This is a genomic window from Streptomyces sp. NPDC033177 (assembly GCF_055577715.1).
In genome coordinates this window covers 428,594-441,945 of record NZ_JBVIPS010000003.1, presented here as the reverse complement: position 1 = coordinate 441,945, position 13,352 = coordinate 428,594, and the positions used below count along the sequence as shown (strand labels likewise).

The following is a 13,352-nucleotide window of genomic DNA, read 5'->3' as shown; positions in this document are numbered from 1 at the left end:
GTGGCGTCCGTGAGCCCCGGAACCAATGGTTCCGGGGCTCACGAATCATGGCGTCTCAGTGAGCTGAGGCTCAGAGACCAGCGGTCAGGCCGGAGGCCAGGCCCGTGACGGCGCCGGTGTTCAGACCGGTGACACCCTCGACGGTGCCGACGACGCCGCCGACGACGCCCGAGACCGGGGCGATGGAGTCAACGGTGCTGGTGACGTTGCCCGCGACACCGGCGACGAGGCCACCGGAGACGTTGTCGAGGTCGGCGTCGGAAATCTCGAGGGTCTCGACCTGGGGGGTGTAGTTCATGGTGTGAGCTGCCCTTCTCATGAATGGTGCAAAGGTGTTTCCAACACTGCGGAACCTGATGTGCGAATTCCGCGGTGGCCAGGATCAAAGCACGTTCGCAGGTCGTACATCCAATCGATGTGGCGACGGTCGGCAGCCCTTGTGGCGTCGAATCACCGCTGCGTGCAGGCATGTTCACTGCGCAGGAGCAGCTCCTTCACAACATTCACAGACGGGAATCCCCTGAGCGGAAGGACTCCCTCCACCAAAGCGGACACTCTCACACCAAAGCGAAAGTTCTGTGGTCAATACACAAGGGCCGCGCGTGGAGTATTCGCCGAATGGCGTGACTGGGCTGCGCATTCGATGTGCAGGTTTATTGAAGGCGCGGCGAATCGTGGCCGAAGGGGACACGGCGTCCGCCGGATCAGACCTCCGCGACCGCCCCGTCCGTCGACGCGCCGGAGGCGATTCCGTGGCCGGGCTCGGGCACCGACTCCGGGGCGAGCAGCACCGAGCGGCGGCCGTCGACACCGATCGGGACGTCGCCGTCGATGGTCACCCGGCGCAGGGTGCGCTCGTGGTCGTCGGAGTCGTCGACGCCGTAGTGCTGCGTCGCGCGGTTGTCCCAGATGGCCACGTCGCCCGCGCGCCACTGCCAGCGGACCGTGTTCTCCGGCCGCTCCACGTGGGACTGGAGTACGCCGATCAGGGCGCGGGAGTCGGCGGCCCGGAAGCCGCTGAGCTTCTGCAGGAAGTTGCCCAGGATCAGGGTGTGTTCACCTGTCTCGGGGTGGACGCGGACCACCGGGTGCTCGGTCTGGAACTTGACGGCGGTGAACACCTTGCGGTGCTGATCGAGTGCCGCGGAGGAGGCTTCGGGGCGGGTGGCCGCGTAGTCGTAGTCGTTGGTGTGCACGCCCCGCACGCTGTCGGCGAGGGTTCGCAACGGCTCGGGCAGGTCCCGGTATGCGGCGGCGGTGTTGGACCACAGGGTGTTGCCGCCGTACGGCGGGATGACCTCGGCGCGGAGGATGGAGAAGGCCGGGTAGGCGGGCACGAACGTGACGTCGGTGTGCCACTGGTTGGCGCGGCCGCCGCGTTCGTTGTCGATGCCGAGGGCGTAACGGCCGTCCACGGACGGCACGGTGGGGTGGGCTACGGGAGTGCCGAGCAGCCGGGCGAAGGCTTCGTGGCTCTCGGGGTCGAGATGCTGCTGGTCGCGGAAGAAGACGACCTTGTGCTCGAGGAGCGCGGCGCGCACGGCGGCCACGGTCGCCTCGTCCAGGTCACCGCCGATGCGGACCCCGGATATCACCGCGCCGATGCGGCCGCCCACTTTCTGGACGGTGAGGGGCTCAGCCGGGCTGAGGGTGGTCTCCACTGCGGGTGCGGAGGTCATGGGTCGAAATCCCTTCGGTGGGGCGGGCGGTGGAAGCCCTCGGAATCAGTACGGAGTCAGCGCGCAGGTCACATGACGCCACGCATGGCGGAGTTGAGGCGTGCGGATGCGTGTGGGTGCCGTGCGGATGCGAGCGAAGAGGGCCAGAAGGTTCGCCCTGCGGCGCTGAAGCGGGCCGGCAGCCACAGCGGACAGCCGCAGCCGCAGAGAACGGAGGCGGCGGTCAGGCCACGCGCAGACGACACGCCGCGGAGGCGAGGCGGCCCAGGTCTACGTGGAGCCGCGGGACGAGAAAGGTCATCGCGGTCATGTCCTGGAGCATGGCCGCCCTCCGGAAGCACGGCAAGGTCTCCCCCGCCCGTTTCACGACCTTGCAACGCGCCCGACATCGCGGAGGCGAGCTCGCGGCGACGACGCCCCCGGGCCGGAGGTGATTCGTACCGTTCAGGGCGGTGCAGCATAATGCGGCCATGCGGATCTCAGCCAGGGCGGACTACGCGGTACGTGCCGCGCTGCAACTCGCCGCGTGCCAGGACGACGGGCCGCTGAAGGCCGAGGCAATCGCGGACGCCCAGGAGATCCCGCACAAGTTCCTCGAGGGCATCCTCAACGACATGCGGCGCGGCGGTCTCGTCCTCAGCCAGCGCGGCGGCAACGGCGGCTACCGCCTGGCCCGGCCCGCCCACCGCATCAGCATCGCGGACGTCATCCGCGTCGTGGAAGGCCCCTTGGTGTCGGTGCGCGGGGTACGCCCTCCGGAGCTGGCCTACAGCGGGCCCGCGGAATCGCTGCTGCCGCTGTGGATCGCCCTGCGGGCGAACGTCCGCCAGATCCTCGAGGGCGTCTCCCTGGCCGACGTCGCCACCGCCGAACTGCCCACCCCGGTCACGGAACTCGCCGCGGATCCCGCGGCTTGGACAAACCCCTAGCGGCCCTAGCGGCGATTGCGCGGGTGGTTGCGTGCCGTGCGTTCGTTGCCGTGCTTGTACGCGCCCGTCCAGCGGGCCATCACCAGTTGGGCGTCGCCCGACTCGACCTCGGCGAGGAACTTCTCGGCGCGCGCGCCGCGCAGCGTACCGGCGTCGCGCCCGTGATGGGTGATCGTCACGCTGGCGTCGGGGCGTTGCTCATAAGTGAATCCTGAGGGTCTTGGCATGGCCGGATGTTAGGCGTGACGGCCGCACCTCCGTAACCGAATTTAGACGTCATCTCATTTGGCGAGTCTGCGGTAGCGGCTTGCAGCCGGAGCGTCACGCTGTCTGCTCCAAGCGGCGCGGCGCAGCCACGGTGCGCCCCGCCTCCTCGGTTCGGCCCCGGTACAGCGCGGCGGCCTCGGTCGCGGCGGCCTGGCGGCGGCGCGGCCTGGCAGTGCGCCTCAATCGCGCGCCGATACCGTCCGGCGGCGGCCTGCGCTCCACCGGAATGGCGGGCAAAGCGGGCGCGGCCGTGGCGGCGGTCGCCGTGGCCGTGGCCGTGGCCGTGGGGCCAGTCTTCACGGGCGCGAGCGCCCGGACGTGCAAGACGCGGACGTTTGCGCACTGCACCCGCTCGTTGGCCACGCCATTAGCTTCGGGGCGCTCCAGCGCAGCTTCGTGCCGACGGCCAGGGCGTCGGGTTCTCCGAACTAGCAGCGGCGGGAGACTCCGAGACGGCACGGCCACGTTGCAGAACGGGAGCAAGCTGCCGAGCTGAGCGAGTCCGACCCGCAGGGTGATCGGGAGCTACACCCCCGCAAGGGGGCGGGATACCGACCATCACCGTTACCAGCGTCCGGTACCGGCAGATCGGGGTCCTGATGCGCCAGGTCGCCGTCAAGCGGCCCATTTCGTGGACCGCCGAGGATCGAGGCGAAAGCAGTGCCAGGGGAGGCAGGGGCGGGCACACTGGGGCTACCGTTCCGGTCGCGTCACGTCGCTGGGGGCGCGCCCTGACACAGGATCGGGAAGCCGCACCTAATCAGGGGGAGGCAGGCGTGCGTTCCGCTGCCAAGCTGTCCGGTACCGCCGTGACCGAGTCCATCGACCGTGCCGTCGGGTGCCTGCGCCAGGCCTTCCGCACCGGCCCAGACGCGGCTGGCTGGTACCACTACCTCGACGATCCACAGCCAGGCACTACCGCCTCCGCCGTCGGCCTGTTCACCTTCAGCCTGGCGGGGCTGCGTTTCGAGCGCTCCGCTGAGGTGGTCTCGTACCTCACCGGTGAGCAGCGCCTCTCGCCAGACGGCAGGCAGGGCGGCTGGTCGGTACGCACGACCAACGGTTTCCCAATAGTCGAGTCCACCGCCTGGGTGCTGCGGGCGCTCAGTCGGCCCGGCACCACGCTGGGCTCCGGAGAAACCTTGAGGCTGGGCATCGAATGGCTCCGGGCCCAGCAGAACGTCGACTTCGGCTGGGGCTCCTACCGCGGCCAGCCCTCCCGGGTCTTCCTCACCGCTCTCAACATGCTCGCCCTGCACGAGGCCGGGGCGGAAAGCGAAGCCCTCACCAACGCCCAGCGCTGGCTGATTGACGTACAGAACCCGCAGGCGCCTGGCTGGGGGCCGCTGCCCGGGACAGAACCGACCGTGGTCCACACCAGCATCGCCCTGATGGCGCTGTCCCGGATTCCCGGCGCCTTGAGCACCAACACCATGCGGCAGACGGCCGAGTGGCTGCTGGAGCGGGTCGAGCCGGGGGTGCACGTTGAGCGCAGCACCACGGTCGAAGAGTACGACGTCCCCTTCGACGATGCCGGAACACCCTCGGTCTTCCAGAACTCCCTGCCGCACTTCGCCGGCCCGCTCGCGCTCTCCGCGATCTGCGCCACGGGCGTTGTCAACCCCCTCCAGCCCAAGGTTTTCAATTTGGTCACCGGCATTCTCGATACCCAACTCGAGAATGGTTGTTGGGAGTTGCCCCGTAGCCCGATGCGACCCTCGGTGTGGGCGGTGTGGCCATTTGTGGCGGCGCTGTCCGCGATCCGGGGTGCGGTGCTCTCCACGCCTCGCAGCCGGGCGGACCTGCTCTACCCGGGCTGCGCCATCATCCAGAGCGAGGACCAGCCCCAGGACCTGACCCGCCAGCTGCTGATCCGCAACGCCTTCTTCGACTGGTTGCGCAGCAAGTGGCTCACACTGGCGCTCTGGGCGGTGGCTCTGCTGACCACCGGTATCCCGCTCGCCCTTCTGGCGACTGGTCACTTTTCCAAGAAGGACTTCCTGACCGCGCTCATCCTGCCGATCCTGTTAATGGTGTTCCAGTACGCCTGGGGCCACCGCAGGCGGCCGGCCCGGCCCCGGGGGAACCCGTGAGCGTGCCTGAGTGGACGGGCTTGCCGTCCCGCCGCCGGCCACCCCGCCGGTCGTCTGCTTACGCGCCCCCGGCCACCGTCTTCGCGGCTCCGCCGGAGCAGTGCGAGATGTGCGAGGAGGTCCGGCTGGTCGGCGCCTTCGCCACAGGCACTCCGTACCCGCTCGGTGCCCCCGACACCGGCTTCTCCCGGCTGATCACCCGCACCGCCGCCATCGACGTGTTCTCCGGTCTAGGGTCCCTGCGCCCGGGCTATCTACTGGTGGTGCCGCGGCGGCACACGGCCAGTCTGGGCGAGCTGGCGCCGGCCGAGCTGGCTGAGGCCTTCGACCTGGCCTGGCTGTACGCAGACCGGGTGGGCCGGGAGCTCGGCAGCCCGGTCGTACTGGTCGAACACGGCTCCTCCGGGGGTGAGACGGCCGGTCACCCCACAGAACACAATCCGGATTACCCCTCCGGTGGCTCCTGCATCATCCACGCCCACCTTCACGTCTTCCCGCTTTCGGATGAGTCCCACGCCATGCTGTTCGTCGCTCCTGGAAGTCGCCGGACCACAGGTCTCTCGGACCTGGTAGACACGGCGCACCGCAATCGGAACTACTACTTCTGCACCTGGAAACGCGACGAGGGGTACCTGTTGTCCGATCCGACCCTCCCCTCCCAGTACGCACGCCGCGTCTGGGCGGGGACCCTCGACGAGCCTGACCTCTGGGACTGGGCCGCCTTCCCGTTCCTGACCCACTGCCAGGAGACCGCCAACCACCTCCGGGGGGCCGCGGACGACCCAGACGAGACCGAGCGCTGGCTGCGCGAGACATTGCTGGCGTACGGGGCCGCCGCCCGCAGTTACGCGGCCGGCACCCAGGAGTACGGGACGGACTCCGCCCTGCCCGGCGAGATCGCCGACCTGGCCGCCGACACTGGCGGAACGGTCCTGGACGCCGGGGCCGGCGCCGGCCGGGACGCACTCTGCTTCGCTCGCACCGGCCGCCGGGTGATCGCCCTGGACGCCTGCCTGCCGCTGCTGTCGGTGATCCCGGATGACGCCCAAGTCCGCCGGGTCGCCGGGGATGTGCGCGCCGTACCGCTGGCGGCCGGGGCGGTAGGGGCGGTGTGGTGCTCAGCCGTGCTGCTCCACCTGCCGCCCGCCGAACTGTTTCGCGCACTGGTCGAATTCCACCGCGTGTTAGGCAGCCGGGGCTCCCTGCACGTCTCAGTGAAGGAGGGCGACGGGCACGCCGCACTGCCGATGGGCGGCGAGAACCCCTTCTGCCGGCACTTCTTCTATTACCGGCACGAGGACCTGGTGCCGCTCGCCCACAAGGCCGGCTTCGAGGTGGAGCGCAGTTGGGCCACGGAGGAGCGGGACTCTTCTGCCGAACTCCAGCAGTGGAGGAAACTCCGACTCCGCCGCACGACGTGAACGGCCCCAGGAGTACGGACACCTCCGCCGAGCGCGGCTGCGGCACCCCCATGGCCCCGGTCCGTCCTCACCTTCACCTCCACACTGAGCCTGAAGAACGTAAGCGTCGCGAACTAGGCCTGACGCTACGCGATTTCAGCTCTAGAGACCGATTCTTCGCGGCGCACCGAACCGACCGCGCGGACCGGACCCGGACCGGCCCGGAGGACTTCGCTCTGTTCCTTGCCCAGGTGCACGCCGAACAGCGCGCCCAAGGCGCGGACCTTGTGGAACTGCGGCTTTCGCCGCGTCGGCTGCTGCTGGACGGGATGACCTGGGAGGAGTTCACCAGCACTGCGCAGCGGGTGCTGGGGCCACTGAGCGACCCGGTGGTTTCGGCGGTGCTGCTGGTGAACCGGAACAGCCCGGCCGATTTCATCGGGGAGCTGACCGACCGAATCGGGGATCTGCCACCGGTCTTCGTGGGTCTGGACGTTGCGGGGGATGAGTTGACACACCCAGACGTCCGGCGATTCGTACCGCTGGCTAGGGCAGCGGCCGGCGCGGGGCTGGGGCGGACGGTGCACGCCGGGGAGTTCGGGCCCGCGGAACATGTCTGGCGGGCCCTGGACCTGCTGGGCGCGGACCGGATCGGCCACGGTCTGTCCTGTGCCACCAGTGCCGCGTTGCTGCGCAGAATGGCAACCGACGGGATCATGGCCGAGATGTCGCTCACCTCGAACCTGGCGCTGGGCGCGGTACCGAAGCTCACGTCTCATCCCCTGCCAGCAGTTCTGGCGGCCGGCGTCCCGGTCTCCCTCAACACGGACGTGCCCCTGCACACGGGGCGCACCCTGATGGACGAGTTCGACCTGGCCGCTCAGGTCTTGAACCTTCCGGCCGGAGAGATCCAAGCGCTCCAGGCACGCGCCGCCGCCTTCCGCTTCTCCCGCCGACCGGCTTGACCGTCGTCGTCGGTCCACGTCTGTATCCGCCCGTGTACGTGGTCGCAGGTGCCGCCGGTGTCCGGGCCGTCGGGGGCCACGGCTCACCGCCGGTTCATGGCGTGGAGTCGGCAGCGGGTCTGGTCCAAACTGCGACTCGGTGAACATGCGGGCCCTGAAAAAGGGGACCTGACGGGTCCGAATCCTGTAGATCGCGGCAAGTATGGCTCGAAGATCTACTTGCGGCCCCGCCGCCGGCGCCCCGCCAAGCTGCACGCCGACAAGGCTTACGACAACCGTCACCTGCGGCAATGGCTCCGGTCACGACACATCACACCCCGGATCGCCCGCAAGGGTGTCGAGACATCGCAGAAGCCGGGCCGCCATCGCTGGACCATCGAGCGCACCATGGCCTGGCTCGCAGGATGCCGCCGACTCCACCGCCGCTACGAACGCCAGGCCATCCATTTCCTGGCCTTCACCAGCATCGCCTGCACACTCATCTGCTACCGCAGACTCGCCGAATGAGATGAGCTCTTAGGCGCGCCCGCGGGCATCGGTGACCGGGACCGCCATCCGGACGGCATTCCCGGTACCAGCCTGCGAGACGGGGTAGTCCGCCCCTTGAACACCCCCTTGTAGTGGGCAGAGTTCAGGACCACTATTCCTATCAATCAGGTAGGGAAACTAGGAATCTGTGAGGCGTCGCCGTGACACCGCTGATCCCCTCCGCCTCGCCGCGCGTCGTCCGGGAACTCGCCGACGATCTCGCCGTCGACGCGGACCTGCGCGACCGGGCGGGCAAACCACCGCTCGACGAGGTCTCGCGGCTGCGTGAGGCGGGACTGCCCGCGCTCTTGTCACCCCCCGGCCACGACGGTCCCGGCAGCCGGGGCGTCGACTGGCGTACGGCCTGTACGGCGATCAGGGACATCGCGGCGGCGGACAGCTCCATCGCCGAACTCCTCGCACATCACCACGCCCTGTCGTGGAGCCCGCGCCTCTTCGCCGCACCCGCGGACGCCGCGGCCCTCGAACTGCGCGCCGTACGCGAACAGTGGCTCTGGGGCGGCGACATCGAACTGCCGGACGCGCAGACGGGAACCGGCCTCGCGCTGACCCCGGCGGCAGACGGATACGTTCTGCACGGCAGACGGCCCTCGACCGCGGGCGTCACCGTCGCGGACCGGCTCGTCCACACGGCGCGGCGCACGGACAGCGGCGAGTGGGTCGTCTTCCAGGTGGACCCGGCCCACCCCGGTGTCAGCGCCGAGCCGGCGCACGATCTGCTCGGGCAGCGGCTGAGCGGTGCGGGCGGCGTCAGCTATGACGACGTACCGGTGGCCGCGCATCAGGTGCTGGGCACTGTTCCCGTCGACGAGCACGAGATCGCGCCGTTCACCGCGCTCGCCCCGCTCGCCCGCCGTCTCCTGCTCGTCCAGGTCGGTCTGGGCAACGCGGAGGGCGCGCTCGCCGAAGCGCGGGACGTCAGCCGTGCGCTGCCGCGTCCCGCCCTGATGGGTGCGCTCGACACCGGCGGGGACTGCGGGCCGCCTCCCACCGACCCCTACCTGCTGCTCGCCTACGGGGAGTTGGCGACGGCCGCGCACACCGCGGCCGCCGTGGTGGATCGCGCGACGGAGGCATTGGCCCGTGGTCTGGAGACGGGGCACGCGCTGGATGCCGACGAGCGTGCCGACATCGCGTTCCTCGTGGCCGCGGCCGAAGCGGTCACCACCCGGTCCGCCCTGCACATCACCACCCGCGTCCTGGAACTCACTGCCGACGCTCCCTCTCCTGCGACCGACCCCGGACTCGACAGGTTCTGGCGCAACGCCCGCGCCCTGACGGCTCACGACTCCGCCGCGCACCGCCTGCGTGACATCGGCGAGCACTACCTCAACGGCCTGCGCTAGCGGGCCGCCCTGCGCCCCTCCCGGGCCGGCCCGCGGTCAGTACGATCTTCGGATACCGGGACCCGCAAGGCCGAGAGGGAAGCACCGTTGAACACCGGCAGCTACTACGAACCCATCGACGCGCACCGCTACAAGCCCACCTCCCACGCCGGTGGCGCCTGGGACACCGACGAGCAGCACTTCAGCCCGCTCGGCGGCCTCACCGTGCACGCCATCGACCGGTACCTGGCCGCCCGGCCGGACAGCGGTCTTGTGATGTCGCGGATCAGCTTCGACATCCTTGGCCGTCTCGCCCTCGACGAGTGCGAGATCCGGGTGGAGACCATCCGCCCCGGCCGCACCATCGAACTGGTCGAAGCCGTCGTGCTGATGGCCGACCGTCCGGTGGTACGGGCCCGGGCCTGGCTCCTCGCCGCCGGTGACACCAGTTCCGTCGCGGGCGGCGGCGCCGACAAGCTTCCCTCTCCCGAGGCGCTGGAGTCCTGGCCCATGGCGTCCTTGTGGCCGGGCGGATACATCGCCTCCGTGGATGTCCGCCCCGCCACTCCCCCGCAGCCGGGCCGTACGACGGCGTGGATCTCCACCCCGCTCGATCTCGTCGCCGGGCAGACCGCGAGCCCCCTCGCTTCGTACGTCGCGCTCGTGGACACGGCCAACGGCATCGCCGTACGCCAGCCGCCCACCGCCTGGATGTTCCCCAACGTCGACCTCACCGTGCACCTGCACCGCCAACCCGAGGGCGGCTGGACGGGACTCGACACCACGGTGACGTTCGGCCCGATGGGTCAGGGCATCACCAGCACCGTCCTGCACGACATCCACGGTCCCGTCGGCCACGCCCAGCAGATCCTCACCGTGCGGCCCGCGCCCTGATATGCACCCATGCGCCGCGCATGTCGTGTCCACGACATCGTCACACGGTCGACCCACAACGTTCATACAGTGATGGGCTCAACCATGCCACTCTCCCGTTGGCCCACTTGTCAACTCGCGTAGAACGCAGGTCCCGTTGGAGGGATCCGCGCTGCGCGCGAGTCTCCGGGAGAGGACACCCCCCACATGCCCGTCCCTCACATACGTCACTGGAAACCGCTGGCCATGACGGCGGCCGCGGTCCTCGTCGGGATCACCGTCCCGGCCGCCGCCGACGCCACGACCACGGCCCCCACGCCGCCCGCCGCGTCCGCCGACGCCTATGACGACACGTACTACAAGGACGCGCTCGGCAAGACCGGTCCGGAGCTGAAGAGCGCCCTGCACACCATCGTCAGCGACCAGACCAAGCTGTCGTACGACCAGGTATGGGACGCCCTGAAGGTCACCGACGAGGACCCGGCGAACAGCAGCAACGTGATCCTGCTCTACACCGGCCGCTCACAGAGCAAGGACAGCAACGGCGGCGACCCGGACCAGTGGAACCGTGAGCACACCTGGGCCAAGTCCCACGGCGACTTCGGCACCGCCACCGGCCCCGGCACCGACATCCACCACCTGCGCCCGACGGACGTCTCGGTCAACAGCACCCGCGGCAACAAGGACTTCGACAACGGCGGCAGCGAGGTCGGCGAGGCGCCCGGCAACTACACCGACGCCGACTCCTTCGAGCCCCGCGACGCCGTCAAGGGCGACGTCGCCCGCATGATCCTCTACATGGCCGTGCGCTACGACGGCGAGGACGGCTTCGCCGACCTGGAGCCCAACGACAAGGTCGACAACGGCAGCGCCCCCGCCATCGGACGCCTCTCCGTCCTGAAGCAGTGGAACGACGAGGACCCGCCGGACGCGTTCGAGAAGAACCGCAACCAGGCGATCTACGACCAGTTCCAGCACAACCGCAACCCGTTCGTCGACCACCCCGAGTGGGTCGGCGCGATCTGGTAGCTCGCGGACGCGGCTGGTGGTGACGGCGTCCCGGCGCTTTCGGGGAGCCGCCACCACCAGTGACCGAGTGGGCGTCAGGAGACGATGTCCGCCAGGGGCTTGCCCTCCAGGTGGCCCGCGACGTTCTGGATCGCGGCGAGGCCGATGCGGACGAGCGTCTCGCGGGTCACGCCCGCCACATGCGGCGAAAGGACGACGTTCGGCGCCTTGAGCAGCCGCAGGGCGGCGGTGGGCGGTTCGGGGTCGAAGACGTCGATGCCCGCGCCGGCCAGCTTCCCGGCCGTCAGTGCGTCGGCGAGGGCGTCCTGGTCGATGAGCGCGCCCCGCGCCGTGTTGACGACGAAGGCCGTCGGCTTCAGGAGGGCCAGGCGCTCGGCGTCCAGGAGATGGCGCGTCCGCTCGGTGAGCGGGGCGTGCAGGCTGACGTAGTCGGACGTGCGGAGGAGTTCTTCGAGTTCGACGTGGCGCGCGCCGCCGAGGCGGGCCTCCGTCTCAGCGTCCCGGGAGCGCGGACCGGCGTAGACGACGCTCATGTCGAACACGACCGCGCGGCGTGCGACTTCCTCGCCGATGTGGCCGAGCCCGACGATGCCGAGCGTCTTCCCGGAGAGCTCCGTGATGGACTGCTGGAGGCGCGGAAGCGCCCAGTCCGCCTCGGTCAGCGCGGTGTGCGCCGGGATCAGCTGCTTGGCGAGGGCGAGCATCAGGGCGAAGGTCTGCTCGGCCACGTTCTGCTTCTCGGCGCCGCTGGAGCCGATCGAGCAGACGGAGATGCCGCGCGAGCGGGCCGCCTCCAGGTCGACGTAGTCGAAGCCGTGGCTCGCGCACTGGACGACTTCCAGGGCCGGGGCCGCCGCGATGTGTTCGGCGGTGACGGGCGCGAGGCCCGTGACGATGACGTGTGCCTCGCGCAGGGCCGCGGGGTCCTCGTCGGCCGACTCGACGACGGTGACACGCGCTGTGGCGGGGAGCAGCCCGGCGAGGGCGCCTCCCGCCGCGCGGCCGCCGACGTGGGGCGACACGATGGCCAGGACGTTCTGCACGGCGGTCATGCGGTCTCCTCGATCAGGTCGTCAGGGGTGAGGGTGGCGGGCCCGGCGTGTCCGGACAGGGCCAGGGTGAGGTCGAGTTCGGCGAGCAGACAGCGGATCACGTGGTCCACGCCCGCCTGTCCGTCGAGGCCGAGCCCATAGGCGTACGGCCGCCCGACGAGGACGGCCTCGGCGCCCAGAGCGAGCGCCTTGAAGATGTCGTCACCGGTGCGGATACCGCTGTCGAACAGGACGGAGAGCCGGTCGCCGACCGCCTCCACGACACGAGGCAGCGCGTCGGCCGCCGCGACGGAGCCCGCGACCTGGCGGCCACCGTGGTTGGAGACCACCACGCCGTCCATGCCCACGTCGGCGGCGCGACGTGCGTCGTCCGGATGCAGGATGCCCTTGAGCACGATCGGGCCGTCCCAGTTCTCGCGCAGGAACGCCAGGTCGGGCCAGGTCTTCGCGGGGTCGGCGAACATGCCGACGAAGTGCATCACCGCCGCGTTCGGGTCCTCGTGCACCGGCTTGGCCAAGCCCGCCTGAAACGCCGGGTCGCTGAAGTAGTTGGCGGTGCCCACGCCGTGCAGGAAGGGCAGATACGCCTGGTCGAGGTCGCGGGGCCGCCAAGCGAGGAGCGGGGTGTCGAGCGTGACGACGAGCGCCGTGAAGCCCGCGGCCTTCGCCCGGTCCAGGAAACTCTTGGTGACGTCACGGTCCTTGGCCCAGTACAGCTGGAACCACCGCTGCGCGTCGCCCATCTCCCCGGCGACCTGCTCCATGGGGGTGCTGGAGGCCGAGGACAGGATGAACGGGACGCCGCGGGCCGCGGCCGCGCGGGCGGCGGCGGACTCGCCCTCCGGATGCATGATCGACAGGACGCCGATGGGTGCGAGGGCGATGGGCGCGGGCAGCCGGTGGCCGAGCACCTCCACGGACAGGTCGCGTTCGTGGACGTCACGCAGCATGCGGGGCACGATCCGGCGCCGTTCGAGGGCCTCGCGGTTGGCGCGGTCGGTGCTGCCGTTGCCCGCGCTTCCGGCGACGTAGCCGACCGGTCCCGGGCCCAGGCGCTGCTCGGTCAGCTCCTCCAGGCGGGTCAGGTCGGTGGGCAGGCGGGGTACGGCGCCAGTCATGCCGTTGAGGTAGATCTCGTACTGGAAGTCCGCCCAGTTCGGCGTCGTCGTCATGTGGTGGGTCCCGTCCGGT

13 protein-coding genes and 1 pseudogene are annotated in these 13,352 nt (G+C 70.0%); 8 read left to right on the top strand and 6 right to left on the bottom strand.

Features of this window, described 5'->3' with window-relative positions; genetic code table 11:
• Nucleotides 1–70: 70 nt before the first annotated feature.
• Together ACZ5U5_RS13195 and ACZ5U5_RS13190 are read right to left on the bottom strand one after the other, a co-directional pair.
• Entirely contained in the window at nucleotides 71–298 is a 228-nt protein-coding gene (locus tag ACZ5U5_RS13195; RefSeq protein ID WP_249585724.1) for a type A2 lantipeptide, read from the bottom strand.
• A gap of 406 nt (nucleotides 299–704) precedes the next feature.
• Nucleotides 705–1,679, bottom strand: coding sequence for a TauD/TfdA dioxygenase family protein (locus ACZ5U5_RS13190; protein ID WP_469020175.1), 975 nt, complete (start codon nucleotides 1,677–1,679; stop codon nucleotides 705–707).
• 470 nt (nucleotides 1,680–2,149) lie between these two features.
• Between ACZ5U5_RS13190 and ACZ5U5_RS13185 the strand changes: the two genes are divergently transcribed.
• Nucleotides 2,150–2,608 (top strand): RrF2 family transcriptional regulator, encoded by a 459-nt coding sequence (locus ACZ5U5_RS13185; RefSeq protein WP_469020174.1) that lies wholly within the window; start codon nucleotides 2,150–2,152, stop codon nucleotides 2,606–2,608.
• Between the two features lie 5 nt (nucleotides 2,609–2,613).
• On the opposite strand, the gene ACZ5U5_RS13180 is transcribed toward ACZ5U5_RS13185, so the two are convergent.
• Nucleotides 2,614–2,835, bottom strand: a complete 222-nt coding sequence (locus ACZ5U5_RS13180; protein ID WP_469020173.1) for a hypothetical protein — start codon at nucleotides 2,833–2,835, stop codon at nucleotides 2,614–2,616.
• 94 nt (nucleotides 2,836–2,929) lie between these two features.
• Nucleotides 2,930–3,175 (bottom strand): hypothetical protein, encoded by a 246-nt coding sequence (locus tag ACZ5U5_RS13175; RefSeq protein WP_469020170.1) that lies wholly within the window; start codon nucleotides 3,173–3,175, stop codon nucleotides 2,930–2,932.
• Between the two features lie 476 nt (nucleotides 3,176–3,651).
• On the opposite strand from ACZ5U5_RS13175, the gene ACZ5U5_RS13170 reads away from it, so the two are divergent.
• The 7 genes and pseudogenes from ACZ5U5_RS13170 (at nucleotide 3,652) to ACZ5U5_RS13140 (ending at nucleotide 11,109) form a co-directional block, all read left to right on the top strand.
• A complete protein-coding gene (locus ACZ5U5_RS13170) occupies nucleotides 3,652–4,968 on the top strand; it encodes a prenyltransferase/squalene oxidase repeat-containing protein (protein WP_469020169.1) in 1,317 nt (438 codons plus the stop codon).
• A 107-nt stretch (nucleotides 4,969–5,075) separates the two neighbouring features.
• Nucleotides 5,076–6,389, top strand: a complete 1,314-nt coding sequence (locus ACZ5U5_RS13165; RefSeq protein WP_469020168.1) for a methyltransferase domain-containing protein — start codon at nucleotides 5,076–5,078, stop codon at nucleotides 6,387–6,389.
• 50 nt (nucleotides 6,390–6,439) lie between these two features.
• Nucleotides 6,440–7,333, top strand: coding sequence for an amidohydrolase family protein (locus ACZ5U5_RS13160; protein ID WP_469020165.1), 894 nt, complete (start codon nucleotides 6,440–6,442; stop codon nucleotides 7,331–7,333).
• Between the two features lie 12 nt (nucleotides 7,334–7,345).
• Nucleotides 7,346–7,840 (top strand): annotated as a pseudogene (locus ACZ5U5_RS13155) (transposase); the annotation flags it as partial.
• A gap of 182 nt (nucleotides 7,841–8,022) precedes the next feature.
• Nucleotides 8,023–9,228, top strand: a complete 1,206-nt coding sequence (locus ACZ5U5_RS13150) for an acyl-CoA dehydrogenase family protein (RefSeq protein ID WP_469020164.1) — start codon at nucleotides 8,023–8,025, stop codon at nucleotides 9,226–9,228.
• A gap of 87 nt (nucleotides 9,229–9,315) precedes the next feature.
• Nucleotides 9,316–10,101: a thioesterase family protein gene (locus tag ACZ5U5_RS13145; protein WP_469020161.1), complete on the top strand. Its 786-nt coding sequence runs from the start codon at nucleotides 9,316–9,318 to the stop codon at nucleotides 10,099–10,101.
• A gap of 186 nt (nucleotides 10,102–10,287) precedes the next feature.
• Entirely contained in the window at nucleotides 10,288–11,109 is an 822-nt protein-coding gene (locus tag ACZ5U5_RS13140; RefSeq protein WP_469020159.1) for an endonuclease I family protein, read from the top strand.
• 74 nt (nucleotides 11,110–11,183) lie between these two features.
• On the opposite strand, the gene ACZ5U5_RS13135 is transcribed toward ACZ5U5_RS13140, so the two are convergent.
• Together ACZ5U5_RS13135 and ACZ5U5_RS13130 are read right to left on the bottom strand one after the other, a co-directional pair.
• The gene (locus ACZ5U5_RS13135) at nucleotides 11,184–12,161 is read right to left on the bottom strand and encodes a 2-hydroxyacid dehydrogenase (protein WP_469020156.1); all 978 of its coding nucleotides are present in this window, start codon (nucleotides 12,159–12,161) and stop codon (nucleotides 11,184–11,186) included.
• A complete protein-coding gene (locus tag ACZ5U5_RS13130; protein WP_469020153.1) occupies nucleotides 12,158–13,333 on the bottom strand; it encodes a lactate 2-monooxygenase in 1,176 nt (391 codons plus the stop codon). The genes ACZ5U5_RS13135 and ACZ5U5_RS13130 overlap by 4 nt, the downstream gene beginning before the upstream one ends.
• Between the last annotated feature and the right edge of the window lie 19 nt (nucleotides 13,334–13,352).

Bases quoted from the DNA above. Each gene is read 5' to 3' on its own strand.
- ACZ5U5_RS13195 (WP_249585724.1), bottom strand. From the start codon at position 298: ATGAACTACACCCCCCAGGTCGAGACCCTCGAGATTTCCGACGCCGAC.
- ACZ5U5_RS13190 (WP_469020175.1), bottom strand. From the start codon at position 1,679: ATGACCTCCGCACCCGCAGTGGAGACCACCCTCAGCCCGGCTGAGCCC.
- ACZ5U5_RS13185 (WP_469020174.1), top strand. From the start codon at position 2,150: ATGCGGATCTCAGCCAGGGCGGACTACGCGGTACGTGCCGCGCTGCAA.
- ACZ5U5_RS13180 (WP_469020173.1), bottom strand. From the start codon at position 2,835: ATGCCAAGACCCTCAGGATTCACTTATGAGCAACGCCCCGACGCCAGC.
- ACZ5U5_RS13165 (WP_469020168.1), top strand. From the start codon at position 5,076: ATGTGCGAGGAGGTCCGGCTGGTCGGCGCCTTCGCCACAGGCACTCCG.
- ACZ5U5_RS13160 (WP_469020165.1), top strand. From the start codon at position 6,440: ATGGCCCCGGTCCGTCCTCACCTTCACCTCCACACTGAGCCTGAAGAA.
- ACZ5U5_RS13140 (WP_469020159.1), top strand. From the start codon at position 10,288: ATGCCCGTCCCTCACATACGTCACTGGAAACCGCTGGCCATGACGGCG.
- ACZ5U5_RS13135 (WP_469020156.1), bottom strand. From the start codon at position 12,161: ATGACCGCCGTGCAGAACGTCCTGGCCATCGTGTCGCCCCACGTCGGC.
- ACZ5U5_RS13130 (WP_469020153.1), bottom strand. From the start codon at position 13,333: ATGACGACGACGCCGAACTGGGCGGACTTCCAGTACGAGATCTACCTC.